Annotated in this window: 22 protein-coding genes and 2 pseudogenes; 15 read left to right on the top strand and 9 right to left on the bottom strand. The window is 56.8% G+C overall.

Annotated features, from left to right (window positions below; genetic code table 11):
* Positions 1 to 262: 262 nt before the first annotated feature.
* The gene (locus tag MF410_RS30905) at positions 263 to 1,075 is read right to left on the bottom strand and encodes an alpha/beta hydrolase (RefSeq protein WP_275593042.1); all 813 of its coding nucleotides are present in this window, start codon (positions 1,073 to 1,075) and stop codon (positions 263 to 265) included.
* On the bottom strand, positions 993 to 2,546 hold the full coding sequence (locus MF410_RS30900; RefSeq protein WP_239620813.1) for an FAD-dependent oxidoreductase: 1,554 nt from the start codon (positions 2,544 to 2,546) through the stop codon (positions 993 to 995). The genes MF410_RS30905 and MF410_RS30900 overlap by 83 nt, the downstream gene beginning before the upstream one ends.
* Positions 2,547 to 2,768: 222 nt before the next feature.
* On the opposite strand from MF410_RS30900, the gene MF410_RS30895 reads away from it, so the two are divergent.
* The 11 genes and pseudogenes from MF410_RS30895 (at position 2,769) to MF410_RS30845 (ending at position 10,180) form a co-directional block, all read left to right on the top strand.
* Positions 2,769 to 3,605, top strand: a complete 837-nt coding sequence (locus tag MF410_RS30895) for an alpha/beta hydrolase (RefSeq protein ID WP_125849303.1) — start codon at positions 2,769 to 2,771, stop codon at positions 3,603 to 3,605.
* 132 nt (positions 3,606 to 3,737) lie between these two features.
* Positions 3,738 to 4,073 carry an SH3-like domain-containing protein gene (locus MF410_RS30890; protein WP_125849305.1) on the top strand — a complete coding sequence of 112 codons (336 nt, stop codon included), beginning with the start codon at positions 3,738 to 3,740 and terminating at the stop codon, positions 4,071 to 4,073.
* Between the two features lies 1 nt (position 4,074).
* A pseudogene (locus MF410_RS30885) lies at positions 4,075 to 4,624 on the top strand (nitrile hydratase subunit alpha); the annotation flags it as partial.
* Positions 4,625 to 4,738: 114 nt separating this feature from the next.
* Positions 4,739 to 6,238: an IS21 family transposase gene (gene istA / locus MF410_RS30880; protein ID WP_222135254.1), complete on the top strand. Its 1,500-nt coding sequence runs from the start codon at positions 4,739 to 4,741 to the stop codon at positions 6,236 to 6,238.
* Between the two features lies 1 nt (position 6,239).
* Positions 6,240 to 6,974, top strand: a complete 735-nt coding sequence (gene istB, locus MF410_RS30875) for an IS21-like element helper ATPase IstB (RefSeq protein WP_222135253.1) — start codon at positions 6,240 to 6,242, stop codon at positions 6,972 to 6,974.
* Positions 6,975 to 7,117: 143 nt separating this feature from the next.
* Positions 7,118 to 7,231, top strand: a pseudogene (locus tag MF410_RS30870) (nitrile hydratase subunit alpha); the annotation flags it as partial.
* Positions 7,231 to 7,572, top strand: coding sequence for an SH3-like domain-containing protein (locus MF410_RS30865; protein WP_171378187.1), 342 nt, complete (start codon positions 7,231 to 7,233; stop codon positions 7,570 to 7,572). The pseudogene MF410_RS30870 and the gene MF410_RS30865, both read left to right, overlap by 1 nt.
* A 1-nt stretch (position 7,573) precedes the next feature.
* Positions 7,574 to 8,353 (top strand): aquaporin, encoded by a 780-nt coding sequence (locus tag MF410_RS30860; RefSeq protein ID WP_239620811.1) that lies wholly within the window; start codon positions 7,574 to 7,576, stop codon positions 8,351 to 8,353.
* Positions 8,338 to 8,769, top strand: coding sequence for a DUF302 domain-containing protein (locus MF410_RS30855; protein ID WP_239620809.1), 432 nt, complete (start codon positions 8,338 to 8,340; stop codon positions 8,767 to 8,769). The genes MF410_RS30860 and MF410_RS30855 overlap by 16 nt, the downstream gene beginning before the upstream one ends.
* A 199-nt stretch (positions 8,770 to 8,968) precedes the next feature.
* Positions 8,969 to 9,538, top strand: a complete 570-nt coding sequence (locus MF410_RS30850; protein WP_239620808.1) for a hemerythrin domain-containing protein — start codon at positions 8,969 to 8,971, stop codon at positions 9,536 to 9,538.
* 66 nt (positions 9,539 to 9,604) lie between these two features.
* A complete protein-coding gene (locus MF410_RS30845; protein ID WP_125849315.1) occupies positions 9,605 to 10,180 on the top strand; it encodes an NAD(P)H-dependent oxidoreductase in 576 nt (191 codons plus the stop codon).
* Between the two features lie 45 nt (positions 10,181 to 10,225).
* Here the strand turns inward: MF410_RS30845 and MF410_RS30840 are convergent, their stop codons facing one another.
* Entirely contained in the window at positions 10,226 to 11,098 is an 873-nt protein-coding gene (locus MF410_RS30840) for a hypothetical protein (protein ID WP_125849317.1), read from the bottom strand.
* 155 nt (positions 11,099 to 11,253) lie between these two features.
* Here MF410_RS30840 and MF410_RS30835 point away from each other — a divergent pair, with 155 nt between their 5' ends.
* On the top strand, positions 11,254 to 11,550 hold the full coding sequence (locus MF410_RS30835; protein ID WP_239620807.1) for a cupin domain-containing protein: 297 nt from the start codon (positions 11,254 to 11,256) through the stop codon (positions 11,548 to 11,550).
* Positions 11,551 to 11,581: 31 nt separating this feature from the next.
* Here the strand turns inward: MF410_RS30835 and istB (MF410_RS30830) are convergent, their stop codons facing one another.
* A complete protein-coding gene (gene istB, locus MF410_RS30830) occupies positions 11,582 to 12,394 on the bottom strand; it encodes an IS21-like element helper ATPase IstB (protein WP_130660431.1) in 813 nt (270 codons plus the stop codon).
* Positions 12,384 to 13,910 carry an IS21 family transposase gene (gene istA, locus MF410_RS30825; RefSeq protein WP_130713392.1) on the bottom strand — a complete coding sequence of 509 codons (1,527 nt, stop codon included), beginning with the start codon at positions 13,908 to 13,910 and terminating at the stop codon, positions 12,384 to 12,386. Before istA (MF410_RS30825) ends, istB (MF410_RS30830) begins: the two co-directional genes overlap by 11 nt.
* 99 nt (positions 13,911 to 14,009) lie before the next feature.
* Between istA (MF410_RS30825) and MF410_RS30820 the strand changes: the two genes are divergently transcribed.
* From MF410_RS30820 to MF410_RS30810, 3 genes are all read left to right on the top strand, one after another.
* Positions 14,010 to 14,186 carry a hypothetical protein gene (locus MF410_RS30820; RefSeq protein ID WP_239620806.1) on the top strand — a complete coding sequence of 59 codons (177 nt, stop codon included), beginning with the start codon at positions 14,010 to 14,012 and terminating at the stop codon, positions 14,184 to 14,186.
* 27 nt (positions 14,187 to 14,213) lie between these two features.
* On the top strand, positions 14,214 to 14,741 hold the full coding sequence (locus MF410_RS30815; RefSeq protein WP_125849321.1) for an isoprenylcysteine carboxylmethyltransferase family protein: 528 nt from the start codon (positions 14,214 to 14,216) through the stop codon (positions 14,739 to 14,741).
* A 133-nt stretch (positions 14,742 to 14,874) separates the two neighbouring features.
* Positions 14,875 to 15,591, top strand: coding sequence for a hypothetical protein (locus MF410_RS30810; protein ID WP_125849323.1), 717 nt, complete (start codon positions 14,875 to 14,877; stop codon positions 15,589 to 15,591).
* A 13-nt stretch (positions 15,592 to 15,604) separates the two neighbouring features.
* On the opposite strand, the gene MF410_RS30805 is transcribed toward MF410_RS30810, so the two are convergent.
* The 4 genes from MF410_RS30805 to MF410_RS30790 all read right to left on the bottom strand — a co-directional run bounded on the left by MF410_RS30805 (position 15,605) and on the right by MF410_RS30790 (position 18,654).
* Positions 15,605 to 16,513, bottom strand: coding sequence for a LysR family transcriptional regulator (locus tag MF410_RS30805; RefSeq protein WP_125849325.1), 909 nt, complete (start codon positions 16,511 to 16,513; stop codon positions 15,605 to 15,607).
* A gap of 85 nt (positions 16,514 to 16,598) precedes the next feature.
* A complete protein-coding gene (locus MF410_RS30800) occupies positions 16,599 to 17,651 on the bottom strand; it encodes a molybdopterin-binding protein (RefSeq protein WP_125849327.1) in 1,053 nt (350 codons plus the stop codon).
* Entirely contained in the window at positions 17,651 to 18,346 is a 696-nt protein-coding gene (locus MF410_RS30795; protein ID WP_125849329.1) for an XdhC family protein, read from the bottom strand. The genes MF410_RS30800 and MF410_RS30795 overlap by 1 nt, the downstream gene beginning before the upstream one ends.
* A complete protein-coding gene (locus MF410_RS30790; protein ID WP_125849331.1) occupies positions 18,346 to 18,654 on the bottom strand; it encodes an XdhC family protein in 309 nt (102 codons plus the stop codon). The genes MF410_RS30795 and MF410_RS30790 overlap by 1 nt, the downstream gene beginning before the upstream one ends.
* Positions 18,655 to 18,683: the final 29 nt, after the last annotated feature.

Below are 18,683 nucleotides of genomic sequence, written 5' to 3'. Positions count from 1 at the left end.
CATCTTTGATCCTCAAGACTTCAAGACCACGACATCGCCATTGCTCCGGCCTCGCGGGCCGCAGGGGTGTCGCCGAACGATACTGCCATCGTCAATCCGCGCCCGCTCTATGTCGGCACGGCGGCTGAGCGAGCAGCAGATCCGTACAGGCCAGGAACTTCCTAGCAATGGCAAAGCCAGGGTGAGCTAAACGGATAGCTCGGAACGGCATTTTAAGCCTCCATGGGTGGTTAGAAGGGGTGATAAGAACAGAAAGCGTCGATTACCGGATTCGCTGGACGAAGGACGCGATCACTTCTGCAGCGTATTCAGGCACCTGATGTTGGGGTGCATGACCGGCCTGCGGTACCGTTACGATGTGAAGCGACTGCCAAAAGGTCGATACCTCGAACCAATTGTCTACCGGACAAGCGATGTCGTGGTCGCCACTGACGACGATGATCGGATGGCGTCCAGCGGCCATATCCTCCATCTGCTGCCCGTTCGGGTCCGGGAAAATGGTGGTACGGTCCTTTGCTTCACTCAGAAGCTTCATGAACGTTGCCTCCTGAATTATGGGCGAGCGGTCATTTTTTCGAGCAGCTATTCGTTCGTGAGACAGTCGCGCAGCCTCTTTGCTCCGAGGAGATTCAGGCTCGAAAAACAAAATTGCTTCGTCGGCAAGGTCGTTTACAGGCTTCATGGCGGTCTTCATGAAGAGTGGGTCTCCGCTGATCTTGGAATGGCCTGGAGGGGCAGTTCCAATCAAAACCAGATGGGAGACCAGTTCCGGATACGTCAGGCTGAAGACTTGAGCTACGACACCTCCGAGCGACCAGCCGCCCATCACAACCTTCTTGTATCCAAGGAAATCGATCAGGTCCTTGGCGTCCTTCGCCAGGGAGGCTCGGTCGTAGGTTGGTTCTCCAGTGGATGCACCCAAGCCGGTATAGTCGAAGGTGATAACAGTGAAGTCCTTGGCCAACTCGTCGAGAAACAGGGGGTCCCAGGCATCAAGTGTACCCCTGAAACGGACCGCAAGAACGAGTGGCGTTCCCTGCCCGATCAAACGGTAGGCAATGCGTCGCCCGTCCAAGTCCGCGTACTTCGTCTCGGTGTTTGTAGCGTTTTCCAAAGTCATTGATCTCGGTCCTATTAATCGATGTCACGCGGCTTTGCGAACAACGAGCTGATGCCGGTACATTCGCAAACAGCATATTCAGCCCCTCGGTGATGGTTGGATGGGCGAATATCCCGTCGCGAAGCGTTGTGAAGGGCAGACCACCAAGCATCGCCATTTGAACGACGCTCATTACTTCGCCTGCGTTCACGCCGAGCATGCTGAAACCAAGGATCTTGTCGGAATCGACCGCAACGAGCGCTTTCATGAACCCCTTGCGTTGTGAGAGGGTCCTTGCTCGCGGCACGACATCCATCGGAAGCCTCGCGACGCGGTACTCAATGCCTTCCTTGAGCGCTTCCGCTTCGTTCATCCCGATCCGAGCAAATTCCGGATCGATAAAGACGCAGTACGGGATCATTCGACCCTTTGTGGTTCGGTTGCCACCCGTCATCGTGCTCTTGACCACGCGGTAGTCATCGAGGGACGCATGGGTGAACATAGGAGTTCCGGCAACCTCACCCATCGCCCAGACGCCATCGGCGGTCGTCCGAAGATGGTCGTCAACCTTGATGAAACCTCGGTCGTCGACTTCGATACCCGCCAGTTCGAGCCCGATGCCCGCTGTTCGGGGACGTCGGCCCGAGGCGACGAGGATGTGCGATCCCGCGAATACTCGACCATCCGCGCTACGGACAGTGACACTCTCGCCTGAGCGCCCGCTAACGGAGAGGTCGTAGGCGCTGAGCGCCACCTCTATCCCCTCGCCATTGAGGATCTTCAGAATGCCTTCGCTGACGTCTGTGTCTTCCCGCGGAGCAAGCCGAGGTCCCCGCTCAAGTATCGTGACTTCTGAACCCAGGCGACGGAAGGCCTGGCCCAGCTCCATTCCAATGTAGCCACCGCCGATTACGATCAACTTCGTTGGAAGGTCGCCAAGCTGCAGAGCTTCAACGTGGGTGATCGGAGATGCGTCCGCGAGACCCGGAAGGTCTGGTACGTCTGCTGTCGTTCCCAAATTGATGAAAACTTGCTCGCCCGAAACAGTTCTCGTTCCAGACGCGGTCTTAACCTGAATGGTTTTCGGGGCGATGAACTTACCCCAGCCCAATACGAGGTCGAACCCACTTGCGTCGAAACCGGCTTGGTTAGTGGCAACCATCTCTGCCACGACACGCGCGGTGCGATCGCGAACAAGATCGAGACTGCTGCGGACGTTGTCGGCGGTGATCCCGAACTCGGAAATCCCCTTCATGGAATGCGCGACTTCGGCGCTACGGATAAGTGTCTTGCTTGGAATGCAAGCAATGTTGATGCACGAGCCTCCAATGAGACCCACCTCAACGACCGCTACCTTCTTGCCCGCCTTTGCTTGGTCCATGGCCAGCGTCTTGCCAGCTTTGCCACCGCCAAAGATCAAAATGTCGAATCTGTCGACCGAATTCATGGTGCACCTCGTTTCTTCGATGACCCCATGAAGCGGAAAAATCTCAACGCGGTCTTGTAAAATTCGGCCTCTAGCCGCCTCACAGCGTTCATAGCCATCAGCGCCGAGACAAGCATCCGTCGTCCACACAAAAGCCGGATCGTCAAAGACCGGAGCGGGCTCATTTGCGAGTTTTGGGCGAATTCAATCGCGGCCAAGGTGCCGAAAATGAGGAGTATTCACATGGCTGACGGCATCTTTATCAAAGAGAAGATCGACCACCTGTCCGTCGATGGCGTGTCGGTACGATACGTGAAGGCGGGAAAGGAAAACGGCGTCCCGTTGCTTCTGACGGCTCCATGGCCGGAGAGCATCTTTGCTTTCAATCTCGTTTGGTCGGACCTCTGCAAACTCGGACCCGTCGTCGCGGTAGATCTCCCAGGATTCGGTCAATCTAACGCCCGAGAAGATTTGATGTCGCCGGAGGCGATGGGTAACTTCGTGATAAACCTCATGGCTGCTTTCGGAATCGAGCGGGCGCACGTTATCGCACCCGACGTGGGTACCTTGGCCACGCTGTTCGCCGCATCCAAGCGGCCAGACCTTTTCGAGAGCATCGTTGCAGGCAGCGGAGGCGCCAGCATGCCCCTGCTGGGCGAGTCGTTGGCACAGGTGGTGGCATCGAAAAAAGCCGCTTATGTCGGCTCCGACGGCGGCGAACAGGTCGTGAAATTCGTTTCAGGCTCAGCGAGAGTTACAATCCCAACGGAAATCCTCGCGGACTACCGACGGTCTTCTGAGGGCCAACGCTGGAACGAAGCTGCAGAGTTCGTTCGGGCCTATTCCACCGACTTGCCCCGGCTCGAAAAGCTCCTTCCCGACATTCAGACGCCAGTTTTGGTTATTTCCGGCAAAGACGACCCGCTTGTTCCCCCGTCAAATGGGGACTTCCTGGCAGAACTTCTTCCCCACAGCCGGGCCGAGATCGTCGAGGCAGGTCATTTCGTTTGGGAAGATGCCTCGGCGGACTATGCACGACTGGTCTCAAGCTGGATTATGGACGGTTACAGGTCGGTATAAATGGAGCGTGCAAGTTTGAGTTGCCGACGTTCTTCACCCACTTTGTGATCCGAATTCCGCGGCGACAGCATCTTACAAGAATGTGGCTCGCGCTCAGTCATTTTAAGCCAATTGCTCTCAAGGAGAATCCTTATGCAGACTGCTGCAACGCATATCGGCGGAGTTGTGCCAGCGCTAGGCGAGGTACCCGCTTTCGCGCCAGGCGATCGCGTAACGATCGCTACCCGCTCGCCTGTTGGGCACTACCGCATGCCAACTTACCTGCGCGGGAAACTCGGAAACGTAGAGGCAGTCATCCCTACGATGGCCGTCGATAACGAAGAAGAGGCCTATGGACGCAACGCCGGTTCCAAAGGGCACTACTACCGCATCGCCATCCCGATGACGGAGATTTGGTCCGACTACGTGGGCTCGCCCAACGACGGCTTGAGAATTGAGATTTTCGAAAATTGGCTGGAAAGGATTTGAGATGACCGACCACGGCCACGATCATGATCATGATCATGATCACCCTCACGAGGCTATCACGGCCGACGAGCATCCTGGATACTACGAGATAATGGAAACCGCAGTCAGAGAACTGCTGGTTGAACGCAAGCTTTTCGGTGCCGACGAGATCAGAAGGCAGATCGAAGTCCTCGAACTCTCGAACTCCCGCACTCGGCGCCAAGGTCGTCGCCAGGGCTTGGCTGGATCCCGCTTACAAGGAACGGCTCCTGGAAAACGGACGCACCGCCTGCGAAGAACTGGGCATCACATTCTATGACGATACCCAACTGATCGTGCTTGAGAACACGGCGGACGTCCACAATCTGATCGTCTGCACCTTGTGCTCCTGCTATCCCCGGCCCGTCCTTGGTCTGCCACCAGACTGGTACAAACTGAAGCCGTACCGAGCTCGCGCCGTCCATGAACCGAGAGCGGTGCTGGAGGAGTTCGGCACTCACATCCCGGACGACGTTGAGATCCGCGTCAGCGACTCGACGGCTGTCATCCGCTACCTGGTCCTGCCCTTGCGTGTGATTAGGCATGGAATAAGGACCCCGCATTTGGGGTGATCGGCGTCCAAACGGGACCCCCATCTGCGATGGGGTTACAACAGCCTCCGGTTTCATCGGAGGCTTTTTGTTTGGATGCTTATTGTGGAAACAATTCTGAAGATACGACGGCTGGCCCATGTGCAAGGCAAGTCGATCAAGGCGATCTGCCGGGAGTTGGGCATATCGCGGAAAGTGGTGCGGAAGGTTTTGCGCACCGATGAGACGGAGTTCAAATACGAGCGAGCCCGTCAACCTCAGCCGAAGCTCGGACCATGGCGCGAACAACTCGATCGGATATTGCTTGCCAATGAGGCCAAGGCTTCCCGCGAGCGCCTGACGCTGATCCGGATATACGAGGATTTACGCGACCTCGGCTATGAAGGCGGTTACGACACCGTTCGGCGTTATGCGAGGACATGGTCGAAAGAGCGCGGGGCCGTGACGGCGGAAGCCTATGTCCCGCTTTATTACGCGCCCGGCGAAGCCTACCAGTTCGACTGGAGCCACGAGATTGTCGTACTGAACGGCGTGACGACAACGGTGAAGGTGGCTCATGTCCGGCTTTGCCACAGCCGAATGATGTTTGTGAGGGCCTATCCGCGAGAGACGCAGGAGATGGTCTTCGACGCCCATGACAAGGCGTTCGCGTTCTTCGGCGGAGCCTGCACGCGCGGCATCTATGATAATATGAAGACGGCGGTGGAGACGGTCTTCGTTGGCAAGGAACGGCAATATAACCGTCGTTTCCTGCAGATGTGCAGCCATTTCCTTGTCGAGCCGGTGGCCTGCACGCCGGCGTCCGGCTGGGAGAAGGGCCAGGTCGAGAACCAGGTCAATCTGGTGAGAGAGCGCTTCTTCACCCCACGTCTGCGCTTCAAATCCTACGATGAGCTGAACGGCTGGCTGCTGGACAAGTGCATCAGCTATGCCCGCGCCCATAAGCATGTCGATCAGACGGAGCACACGATCTGGGAGGTGTTCGATGCGGAGCGGCCGCATATGATCAGTTATCCCGGCAAGTTCGATGGCTTCCACGCCGTCCAGGCCTCGATCGGCAAGACCTGCCTCGTGCGTTTCGACAACAACAAATACTCGGTGCTGTCCACCGCGGTCGGTCGCCCGGCAGAGGTACATGCCTATGCCGACCGCATCGTCATCCGGCAAGATGGCATCGAGATCGGTCAGCACGACCGCTGCTTCGGCCGCGGCGAGACGATCTATAATCCATGGCATTACGTTCCGGTCCTGACCCGCAAGCCGGGAGCCCTACGCAACGGCGCCCCGTTCCATGACTGGGTTTTGCCCGCCGCCATGGAGAAGGTGCGCCGCCGGTTGAAGGCCATGCATGACGGCGACCGGCAGATGGTGGCGATCCTGGAATGTGTCGGTGAGGCCGGGCTTCCCACCGTTGAAGCAGCCTGCCAGGAGGCGCTCGATCAGGGCGTGTTCTCATCCGCCGTCATCATCAACATTCTGGCCCGTAAGCGTGATCCGCAACCGGCCGCCATCCTTTCCATTCCCGATGCGCTTCGCCTGACCCATGAGCCTCTGGCCGATTGCGCACGTTACGACAGCCTCAGGAGGGCAAGCTGATATGGAACGATCCCAAATCCTCGACATGATGGGCACGCTGAAGCTGTTTGGCATGCGCAGCGCATACGACGAGACAATGGCTTCCGGCATCAAACGCCAGCATGAACCGCCCCGTATTGTCGGTGACTTGTTGCAGTCAGAGATTGCTGAGAAGCAGGCCCGGTCGATCAAATACCAGATCGCCATCGCCAAATTGCCGCTGGCCAAGGATATCAACGACTTTGACTTCACCGATACACCGGTCAATGAAGGGTTAGTGCGCCAGCTCGCGACCGGGGCGTTCCTCGCCGAGCAACACAATGTTGTTCTGGTCGGCGGGACCGGCACAGGGAAGTCCCATCTGTCCATCGCGCTTGCCCGTGCTCTTATCCGCAACGGAGCGCGGGGCCGGTTCTTCAATGTTGTCGATCTCGTCAATCGGCTTGAGACAGAAGCACGCAATGGCAAACAGGGGCGGCTTGCCGACTTCATCACCAGGCTCGACTTCGTCATCATGGACGAACTCGGCTATCTCCCGTTCGCTCAGGCCGGCGGCCAGCTTCTCTTCCATTTGATCAGCAGGCTTTACGAGCGGACGTCGGTCATCGTCACGACCAACCTAGCCTTCGGAGAATGGCCCGCTGTGTTCGGCGACGCCAAGATGACCGCCGCTCTTCTCGACAGGCTCACCCACCATTGCGAGATCCTGGAAACCGGAAATGAATCCTGGCGCTTCAAAAACCGCTCTCAAAGCTAAAGCCGAAAAGACAACCAACCCGCGCCCGCAGGCCCCTGCGCTAAATGAAAAGCTCCGGGCCTACGCGCGCTGACCCTATGCAACCAGAGGCAGGGGTCACTTTTGGGAGCCGATAAGGGGTCCCGTTACCAAGCCGATTGACACCCTTGCGCCCAGCAGGGACAGAAGCTCTGACCGAGGAAGAACTTGCCGACCTCGTCACACGCGACGCTATGATTGGCGTGATCCCTGTAAGCTACGAAAAGGAGGCCGCGTGATGGGCTCAGAGCTACTTGTCAAAAAACTACCGAACGATATCGGCGGCGAGGCGGCCGGAAAAATCGAGCGAATTGAGCACGAGCTTCTTCCCTGGGAGAAGCGTTGCCACGCCCTGGCTGACGTCCTCGACTTTCACAAGATAGTCAATACCGAGGAAAAGCGCCGCGGTGTTGAGGCACTCGGCTCCGAAATGGTCGGCAAGCTCTCCTACTATGAACGATGGATCGCGGCATTTGCCAACATCCTCTTCCAGAAGGGCATTCTGACGCCCGGGGAACTCGCAGTCAAAATGGAAGAGGTCGAAGGGCGTTGGCTCTCAAGTCAGCAATCGGCATCCTGAAATGGCCGAGACCGCTCCCTCCACAGACATCCGGTGCTTTTTCGAGCGCGACCCCGCCCTGTCTCTTTTTAGACGGGCCTTTGTGGAGAGCGTGGGAACCGGGCTTCTTGCGATTGCCATGGTCGGGTCTGGCCTCGCGGTCTCGACGTTCGCGAAAGCTCAGCCGTTGGCAGCATCGCTCACAATTGCGATTGCGATCGCTGGATCCCTGGTTGGCTTGATCGTTGCCCTGGGGAAGGTATCGGGCGGCCATTACAATCCCCTGATATCATTCGCTCAGTGGCTTGGCGGTGAGCGCAAGGGCGACTGCACCATAGGCTACGTCATCGCTCAAATTATTGGCGGCTTTGTCGGGGCATTGGTAGCTGGACAGATGTTTGGAAGCCCGTTTCGGACGGTCTCTCCTGAATTTCCCTCCTTCGGGATGCTCCTCAGCGAGTTAGTAGCCTCTGCTGGACTGATGACAATCGTCTTGGGATGCGCTCGCAGCAGCAGATGGGACACCGGCCCCTTCGCCGTCGGCTCTTGGTTGGTCGCCGCGATACTCGCCACTCCATCCACCTCTTATGCCAACCCAGCGGTGACGCTAGCCGCCGCCTTCGCTTCAGGGCCTGTTGCCTTGGCACCCATTACTGCCATCGCTTTCGTCGCAGCCCAGGTGATGGGGATGGCCGTGGCGATCGGCATCAATAGGATGGCCTTCGGCTCCACCTCTGAGCCTGCAGGAAACGCCGCACTCGCTGGCTCTTCCCAGGAGAAGCTCACATGGCGCCCGGGTTAACTGTTCTGAAGGCCCATACTCGCCCAGCCGATACGATGGCGGCATTCGAGCGGGCGATTGTCGCACGAGGGATGAAGGTTTTTGCTCGAATAGACTTCGCTGCCGACGCGGAAGCCGCGGGATTGCAGTTGGGCCCGACTTTGCTGACGATATTTGGCAATCCGAAAATCGGTACCGAATTGCTCCAGCTCAACCAGCTGGCGGGCATCGATCTGCCATTGAAGGCATTGGCTTGGAGCACCCCCGACGGCCATTGGCTTTCGTACAACGAGCCGTCTTTCGTCGCCGAGCGGCACGAATTGCATGCAAAAGCCGTCATCCTCAAAATGAGCGAGGCGCTTGCTGGCGCCGCTGATGAAGCCGTCAACACCGTCCCGCCCTCGCTGGACGAAAGCACCATGGGAGTAAGAAAATGACCGCTATTACCATTAATGCAGGTGCCAAGGCGCCTGCAACCACTTCTTGCTCCGCGCCGTCATAGCGCCCCCTGAATCAAGACGGGCTAAATATGGTTCTAGTTTCCCGGCGATACATTGGGATCATTTGGATACCGACCCTCCGAATTTTGGTTGCGGGGGAACGGCACCATCTGGTTCAATGACGAAATGAACGGCAATGAATTTCATGAAAGTGTTCGATCTTCTCGACGACAAAACACGGCCAAAGGCCCCACCAGTTCCCGGCGCGACGCTCGCACATCGAATCACAGGCCGGAAGCTGGCGATGATTCACGAAATGCACATTGTTGCTCTCGATGAGACCAGGGCGATGATGGACATGGTCGGAGCCGGTGAAATCGCTGCTGGAGAATTGGCCGAGCACATCGATTCACTCGAGCTTTTGAAGAACTACAGAGCTTTCGGCAATCTGTGCGGCCGCGAATGCCAGTTCCTGGATTTTCACCACCGAGCAGAGGACGAAGAATTCTTTCCGGTTCTCCATGCGAATGGAGACGAGGGAATGAAGCGAGTTGTCGAACGCCTTGGGGACGAGCATCGGATAATTGGCCAGATCCTGGACGAGCTCTCGGCCAATGTTGCGCTGATTTTGGCGCAACCCGGCCCCGACACCTTCTCCGTGACCAAAACGACGTTTGACGTCCTCTACAAGGTAATTCGCTCGCATTTCAGCTACGAACAGGCGGAGCTGGAAGAAGCCCTTGGTTTCTACAGGATTCCTCTTTAGCGAGACCACTCTTCAGAAGATCCGAACCGGACCCTTAAGGTCCCTTGACGCCAGAAAGGTAGCCAGATGGCACTTAAGTTGAACGTTATAATCGGCAGCACTCGCCCGGGCCGCAACGGTCCGACGGTGGCAAAATGGGTCGAACAATTCGCCAAGGAACACGGCCAGTTCGACGTCGAGCTGGTGGATCTTGCAGATTTCGCCCTGCCGCTTCTGGATGAACCAGCCCATCCGGCAATGCGCAAGTATGAGCACGAACATACTAAGCGGTGGAGCGAAAGCGTAGCCTCAGCTGACGCGTTTTTGTTTGTTGCGCCGGAGTATGACTACTTCGTTTCGGCAGCCCTCGTGAATGCAATCCAGTACCTCTTCCACGAGTGGACCTACAAGCCAGCAGCAATCGTCAGCTATGGCGGCGTTTCCGGCGGCCTACGCGGCTCCCAGGAACTTCGTCAGTTGCTAGGAAACGTGAACGTGGTGGCAATCAACCAGCCGGTTCCGGTCCCTTTCTACACCCAGTTCATCAACGACGAAGGCATTTTCACCCCTAACGAAGCAGTCATCTCTGGAACGACCACGCTCTTGGGAGAACTGCACAAGTGGGCGGTGGCCCTGAAGCCAATGCGTCAGCCCGCCCAGTAATTTATCGGTCGAGGAAAAATCGTACCATCAGGGAGCGCTTCTTCACTACATCATCAAAACTGGCGTTGCACTGCGCGGGACGTTCGGATCTCGCGCGAAGTTCGCCGAGTAATGCTGAACCTCAAAGCCCGCCCGTTGATAATTCCTGAAGCTCGTGCCCAACGGACTGTCGACGGTCGCAGGTCGGCCAGTCTCGGCCATTGCGATGACGGCTCCCTTGTCCCCGACATCGCGTAACCGCCGCACTATCACTGCCGACTGGAGGCCTTTGCCTCTCGCGGTGACAAGAGTTGCATCAATGCCAAACCATGCTCCAGCAGATCCGACGAAAGCCGCTCCTGCTGCGCAAGGCTCTTCATCAACGTATGCGACATAGCAGGTCCACCTGTCCCGGTTAGCAAGCGCCTTGAACCACTCGAAGGTCGCCGTTGGAAAGCCATACCCCGCGTTGATCACGTTTGCGAAGTCGGTCGCCTTGCGGCCGCCGTCGGCTATTTCGATCCTGGGTTCGTTCGGCACAATGTGAGGGACCGTTTTGGAGAAGAATTTTATCCAACCACTGTCCTTCTGTATGATCCCCATTCGGGACAGAGCGGCACTGGAAGCGTTGAAGCCATCCTCGTCAACTTGGATTACCCACGTTTTCGATGCGTTGCGATCCAGCCATCGCAACCCTTCTGCCATCTCCCTTTCGTTAGCCGACCACTGCGGACCAATGGCAAATCCGCGATTGAAGGGGACGGCAGGAAGCTCACGGCAGGCTAGAAAGCACGCATTGTCGCTCCGGAAAGTCTCGATCCCCAACTGCTTCCGAACCGACGGCGGTGCGGCATTCAGCATGTCCATCCATGCTTCGGCCTCGATCGCCCGGATTATCCTCGAGGTGTTTGCCTGAATTTTCCTTGGCTGGATGTTCATACGGTTCTCTCGTGTTCTCCTCTCAGCGAGAAAGAACTATTTCTCAACGAGTTCAAGGCGAAAGCCGAGGCTTCCCGTAAACATGCTGTTTAGGAAAGCGTCCTTATCGACGTCGTGCCGACCTCTTATGGTCCGCAAAAATCATGGAGCAATCGATGTCTGAAAAAAGCGCCGCTATCTTTTCAAATCCGCTCGATGGAGTGCGGGTCGAAGCTTTTGGCACCAACATTATAAGGATGTTAGGCGAAGCTAGCGGAGCCGCGATGTCGATCATGGAAGTCATACTCCATCCCGGCGACGGTACGCCTCTCCACCTTCATGAACGGGAAGACGAGACCTTTCGTGTTTTGAGCGGCACCGTGGGCTTCTGGTGCGGTGACAAACATCAGAGGCTTGTATCGGATGGGATCGCATTTCTGCCCCGCGGAATGTTGATTTCCACTGAGAGCTGACCCGGCGTTTCCACCGAGAAGTGACCCGCCTTTAGGTATCGTTTGTGTTGGTCGTGGTGGTCAAGTTCCTTCGTTTCTCCTTCGTTGTTTTGGGCTCATGCGCCGAGCTGTTCTTGAAGCGGAAGCTGTCGTTTCCGGTTTCCAGGATGTGGCAGTGGTGGGTAAGCCGGTCGAGCAGCGCGGTCGTCATCTTGGCGTCGCCGAACACGCTGGCCCATTCACTGAAGCTCAGGTTGGTGGTGATGATGACGCTGGTGCGCTCGTAGAGTTTGCTCAGCAGATGGAAGAGCAATGCACCGCCTGAGGCGCTGAACGGCAGGTATCCCAGCTCGTCGAGAATGACGAGATCGGAATGGACGAGTCGATTAGCGATCTGCCCAGACCGACCCTGCGCCTTCTCTTGCTCGAGAGCGTTGACCAGTTCGACCGTTGAGAAGAACCGGACCCGTTTATGGTGATGTTCGATGGCCTGGACACCGATCGCGGTGGCAATGTGTGTCTTGCCCGTGCCGGGACCGCCGACCAGAACGATGTTGTTGGCGTCGTCGAGGAAGTCGCAGCGATGAAGCTGTTGCACGAGCGCCTCGTTGATCTCGCTGCTGGCGAAGTCGAAGCCGTTCAGATCACGGTAAGCCGGGAAGCGTGCGGTTTTGAGCTGATATGCGGTCGATCGGACCTCTCGTTCCGCAGTCTCCGCCTTGAGAAGCTGGGACAGGATCGGAATGGCAGCCTCAAACGCCGGCGATCCCTGCTCGGTCAGATCACCGACGGCGTGGGCCATGCCGTGCATCTTCAGTTGCCGTAGCATGATGACGATCGCGCCGCTTGCCGGATTATGACGCATGGCGAACCTCCGTCTTTCTCAAGGTATCGTATCGTTCGACATTGGCCTTGGGCTCATTGGTGAGCGTCAGTGCCTGAGGTGCGTCGAGGGTCGGCGGCGTGAAGGATTTGCCGTCGACCAGGCGATGCAGCAGGTTCAACACATGCGTCTTGGTCGGAACGCCGGACTTCAGCGCCATGTCGACGGCCGAGAGCACTGCCTGTTCGTCGTGCTGGAGAACAAGTGCCAGGATATCGACCATCTCGCGGTCGCCACCTGGCTTCTTGAGCAGATATTGTTGCAAGGTCCGGAATGCGTCTGGAAGCTCGGCGAACGGTGCGCCGTTGCGAAGAGCGCCGGGCTTTCGCTGCACCACCGCCAGATAATGCCGCCAGTCATAGATGGTCTGCCCCGGTCGATCATGGGAACGATCGATGACGCGACGGTGCTCGCAAACGATCTGACCTTCTGCCGCGACGACGACACGATCCGGGTAGACTCGAAGGCTCACCGGTCGATTGGCAAAGGATGCCGGAACGCTGTAGCGGTTGCGCTCCAGATGCACGAGGCAGGTTGGCGTGACCCGCTTCGTATATTCGACAAACCCGTCGAACGGCCTGGAAACGGGCATCAAAGCTGGTGTTTCCTCTGCCCATATGTCGGCGATGGTGCCACGCATCTGACCATGCGGGGTCTGTGCCCAGAACTCCTTGCAACGCTGCTCAAGCCAGTCATTCAGGGCTTCCAGTGATGGAAAGCGCGGGACCGGTTGGAAGAAGCGATGACGCGCATCCTGAACGTTCTTCTCGACCTGTCCTTTCTCCCAGCCGGAGGCCGGATTGCAGAACTCGGGCTCGAACACGTAGTGGCTGGCCATTGCCATGAAGCGGACGTTGACGTCGCGCTCCTTGCCACGGCCGACCTTGTCGATTGCAGTCTTCATATTGTCGTAGATGCCGCGGCCAGGAATGCCGCCGAAGACGCGGAACGCGTGATTATGGGCATCGAACAGCATCTCATGCGTCTGCAGGAGATAGGCTCGGACGATGAAAGCCCTGGAGTAGCTCAGCTTCGTATGCGCCACCTGCAGCTTGGTGCGCTCATTGCCGATGATCGCCCAGTCTTCCGACCAGTCGAACTGGAAGGCTTCACCAGGCTCGAACGCCAAGGGCACAAACGTGCCGCGGCCTGTCGTCTGCAATTCCCTCTGCCGATCATCACGCCATTCCCGAGCAAATGCCGCCACGCGATTGTAGGAGCCCTCGTAGCCGAGGCTGACCAGGTCAGCATGTAATTGTTTCATCGTCCGCTTCTGTTTGCGGCCCTTCTTGGATTCCGTCTTCAACCAAGCTGACAATCGATCCGCAAACTGGTCAAGCTTGCTCGGTCGCTCCGGAACGTTGAACTTCGGCTCCACGCCGCCGGCACGCAGGTATTTGCGGATGGTATTCCGGGACAGGCCGGTCCTGCGGCAAATCTCCCGGATCGATAGATGCTCTCGAAAATGCCAGCGTCGGATTACGCTCAGTAATGCCATGTCGATCACTCCAGAGCCCCCGCTGAAAGCATGCGAGGGACGGTTGAAACATGGGTCAATTCTCAATGGAAATATCTGGCTGCGCCGGGTCAGCTCTCAGTGGAAATCAACACCCGCGGAATTCCCCATCGGATAGAGAATGTCGGCGACGACGAGGCTAGGCTTATGGTCATATTGACACCTGGAGGGTTTGAGCAATTCTTCGTCGAAATCGCTTCAGACTCCGGTGAAGCGCCCGAAACAATTGCAGAGCGGTTTGGCCTGCGTTTTCTGTAATCGAACTTGCGTCTCTAAAGGACCGAAATGTCGCTTCCACTCATAGCATTCATCGTTGTCGCCTTCTGCTGGAGGATCGCGACAGTATTCATCTCCGCCCGTCACGAACGAGCCTTAAAAGCTCACGGAGCAATTGAATACGGCGCGTTGAACAGCATCATGCTGGCTGTCTTCCATGTGCTGTATTACCTCTCTGCGATCTTCGAGGCATCATTGCGCTCGGGCAACCAAAACTCAACATTGTCGATTGTTGGGGTGGCCATCTACATCGCAGCCGCGTTGGTGTTGGTGTCTGTCATACGGTCACTCGGCGATCTTTGGACGATCAAGATCATCCTCAGCGGTACACATCGTTTGGTGAAGAGCGGCCTGTTTTCATTCGTTCGGCATCCGAACTACTTCTTGAACATCCTCCCAGAGCTAATCGGGTTCGGGCTTGCGCTCAACGCCTTCTGGACGCCCGTTATCGGTCTTCCACTTTATCTGATACCACTTACGATCCGCATCCGGCAGGAAGAGGCCGTAATGACGCAGCGATTCTCGTCCTACTGTTAGGGCCGTCGCTACAAGCAAACAGGGCACGATGACAGAGAGTGGAGACCCGACAAGGGGTAATACAAGTAACGCGGGCGGCAGCGAAGATCTGCCACCTTTGACGGCCGAGAGTACGGCGAAGCTGGCGCAGCTGATGACGGACGTTATACAGGCGGCCTGTGAGGGAGCCTCAGCTTCTGGGCTCATGCCGTCCGACGAGACAAAGAAACTCCTGCTAAAGCGGGTCTCGCCCAAAAACGCTCTCAACTTTGATAGCCTCGAGAGATACTGGGTCGTCCTTCTTGATGAACTCTCCCAGATTCTCGACCGAATTCTGGCGTATCCGTACGTTGTTCAATATCGGAAAGTCCTTAAATCCGCTCCGAGGGAGCTTTTAATGGCCTGGCAGATCCACAGCCAGAGCCTTCGGTCGGGTGAGCTTTACATTGTCCAAGATCGGACTTGCGAGTTCCTAAAATTTCTAAGCCATGTCGGGAGAGACTGCGGCATCACAATTTCGGATCAGACAAAGACGTTTGAAAAGGCCTTCAAAAAGACCTTTGAGCGGAGGCTTCGTGAGCGCCATCGCGTCGTTCACGCTCACGAACGCCCCTCGTGGGAATCGCGCATCATTTCCCTCAGCGGCCAGACATCCCCCTTGCCTGAAGACGCCATCAAAGCGCTCTTAATGGAAACATTTGAAAAAACCATGCCTACTTTGCAGCGCGTTTCTTCTCAGCTAGGCAAGGAGCCGCCCATGTCTGTGGCGGCGGTAGAAAAAATACACGAAGAGGGGGCCGTTAAGGAAGCTCGCCTGATGCTGGACTTGGTGGCCAAGGCACTTTTATCGACTATCGGCCTGATGAAATAGCCATTGATGGTCGTCACGAAGGCTCCAACGCGTGCCGAAGAGCCTTTGAAAGGTGCGCAACAAGTGCCTTTACTTTTGCATTGATATGCCGATTGGCAGGAAAAACAGCGTTGATCTCTAGTTTGGCGGTCACCCAATCGTCCAATATCTGGACCAGTTGACCGTCACGAAGCTCGTCAGCTACCAAATAACGAGGCAGTAGGGTTATACCTGCGCCCCGTATCGCTGCTTCTTTCAGTCCAATGCTATCGTTCGCTTCGATCCGAGGCGGGATCGAAACTTTCTCGTGCTGTTCAGATTTTTGAAAGTGCCATTCCCTGCCCCAACGCAAAGGGGAAAAATGGAGAAGGCGATGATCTAGAAGATCGGTCGGCACGACAATGTCAGGTCGATCTTTGAGATAGCCGGGAGAAGCGCAGACCACCAAGCTCGTCGACGCGAGCCGACGTACGATTAAGCTCTGCTCATTGGCGATTGTACTCCGAACGGCCAAATCCATCCCGCGTTCAACCAGATCGACAGGCTCGAGCGAGAAGTCCATAAAAATGTCGATGTCAGGATAAAGCTGAGAAAATTCGGCAACGGCGCCCGATAGATACCTTTGCCCGAGATCAGGTGAGACAGAGAGCCGGATTTGCCCTGACGTCCCGTCGTGCAGAGCCTTTGCATTGATTTCAGCCTTATTTACCTGTCCAAGCAGGTCACCAAGGGACTGCCGATAGGTGTCACCCGCTTCAGTGAGAGCCACGCTCCTGGTGTTCCTCTGGAAGAGGCGTACACCCAATCGCTTCTCCAGCTCCTGCAGCTGCACACTGACCGTCGCCTTTGACATGCCAAGCTGCTCGGCGGCCCGCGAGAAATTGAGTGTTTCGGCAACCTTCAGAAATACGGAAACACCGGCGAGAGGATCGAGTGACTTCATAACGGACGAGTTTGATAGAAAGCCATTCGGTCTGGTACTCTCCTGGCCCGCGAGCGAATTGGCGAATCCCGTCGTGTCGCGCAATTTAAGCGCTTACCGCCTCTTCATCCAGAAAATGAGCGCCCCGAGCTGGCTCTTCACGTAGTTGCGGGCGTGCCGAAATTTCCTTAAGCAAACCTCCTACCCCCAGTCGACTGATATCCAAGCCATCGAGGTGATCGCCCGCGATCAACCTGTCCAGGACCCAATCCAGTCCGTTTTCCGACGAGCTGCGAGCGCAACCAGGCGCACCGATCACAGGAATATCGCCGACTCTGCCGAGAACCAGGAGATTGCCTGGGTCCACAGGCATGCCAACGCGTTCGACCACACCACCTGCCAAACGTATGGCTTCTGGAATTACGTCGTTTTTGTCGACAACGGCGGAAGCCCCAAAGACGACAATCATGTGGTCACTGGGCGGGCGCGTCTCGATCTCTACTCTCAACGCAGCGGCAACTGCCTCCGCGGAATGAGCCACCCGTGTTTCGGACAGAAGGAGGCTGTTCCTCTCCATGAGTCGACCACCAAGGATGCGAGCTGTCTTGCTCATCGTTTTTTCGGATAGGCTGGGCAACTGGGTGGCGACCAAGCTGGCCGTGTGGCGACGGAACGGCATGACCTTGATCATGCATCCTGTCTTGGCGACCGCTGCCGCAGCTTCGACAGCTAACCGTGGAACTGCGAGCGGGATGATCTTCACGGTGGCGATCATTTCTCCGGCCGTTACGGAGATGCGATCTGCCAAGGAAGCCAACGTGATGGCGTGGTCAATGCTGTTAAAGATGTCGACCAACTTTTTGTCGGCGACGAAAAGTCCATTTTCCTGGCTATAGAAGTTCATCCGACCACCCACGGCCGGGGCAATGCTCATGTATTCTGCACCAATCGCCCTACTAACAAGATCTGCCGCACTCTCCTCGTCAACCTCATCGGGTTCGATACGGTGTGCCGTGACCAGTGAGATTCCCGAAGAGACCAGGAAACTTAGATTTTCCCGGGTAAGCTTGTGTCCCTTTTTAAAAGTTCTGCCTTCCGCACTGACCTTGTGTGCCAGGATAGCTCCGAGAGCTGTTTTGGTTTCGATCATGCCGAACATCAAATCAGCTCCCTACCTACCCTGCCCGCCTGAAAAGCGATGACTTCGGCGAGGATCGAGACAGCGATCTCCGCTGGCGAGCGAGCACCGATGTCCAAGCCAATGGGCGCTCGGATAGACAGCAGTTGCTCACGCGAGAATCCATAACTTTGGAATCGATCAAGACGAGCAGCGTGTGTCTTTCTGCTTCCGAGAGCACCGACATAAAAGCAGCCGTGCGAGAGCGCAGCAACAATCGCCGGGTCATCGATTTTCGGATCGTGGGTGACCGCAATGACTGCAGTCGATCTATCGAGTTGAATGGCAGCGAACGCCTCCTCCGGCCAAAGCGAGTATATCGTCGCACCGGGAAATCTTGCGGCGGAAGCAAACGCTTCACGAGGGTCGATGACTAGAACTTCCGAGCCTGTTGCAGATGCCATTGGGGCGAGGTGCTGGGTTATGTGGACGGCCCCGACGACTACGATGCGCCTTTTGGGCGCGTGAACTCTGAGAAAGTAGTTTTCCGTTCCCACCGAGACCCGGCGAGAGACCCCGTCATTCAAGGCGATCTCGATCTCAAAGCGCAGGGGATCGTTCTCTGGAATTCGATCCAGATGAAGAGTTTGGTTGCCCGATCTTAGGTCGACAATCTCGACAATCGGCGTTCGACTGGCCCTGAGCTTGTTTGTCTTTGCAAGTTCGGAGAATTGCATCAGTCGACCCTCTCCACGTAGACTTCGATTCTGCCCCCGCATGAAAGGCCGACCCGCCACGCAGTTTCGTCTGCCACGCCGAAATCAAGAAGAGTGGGACGGCCGGTCTCAATCACCGACATCGCTTGAGTGATGACCTCGCCCTCAACACAGCCGCCCGAGACTGACCCCTCAAAGTTGCCGTCCTGATCGATAACCAAACAGCTGCCGACTGGTCTCGGTGCAGATCCCCATGTCTTCAAGACTGTCGCGACAGCAACCTGTCGGCCAGAAAGAAACCACTCCTCCGCCAATCGCAACGGATCCATTTCCAATCTCCAGAAATTTCGTCGAGGGG

Origin of the sequence: Rhizobium sp. C104, from assembly GCF_022354505.1 — a bacterium.
Classification (GTDB): Bacteria; Pseudomonadota; Alphaproteobacteria; order Rhizobiales; family Rhizobiaceae; genus Rhizobium; species Rhizobium redzepovicii.
The sequence above is the reverse complement of the archived record's forward strand: the minus strand, read 5'-3'. Positions and strand labels throughout refer to the sequence as shown.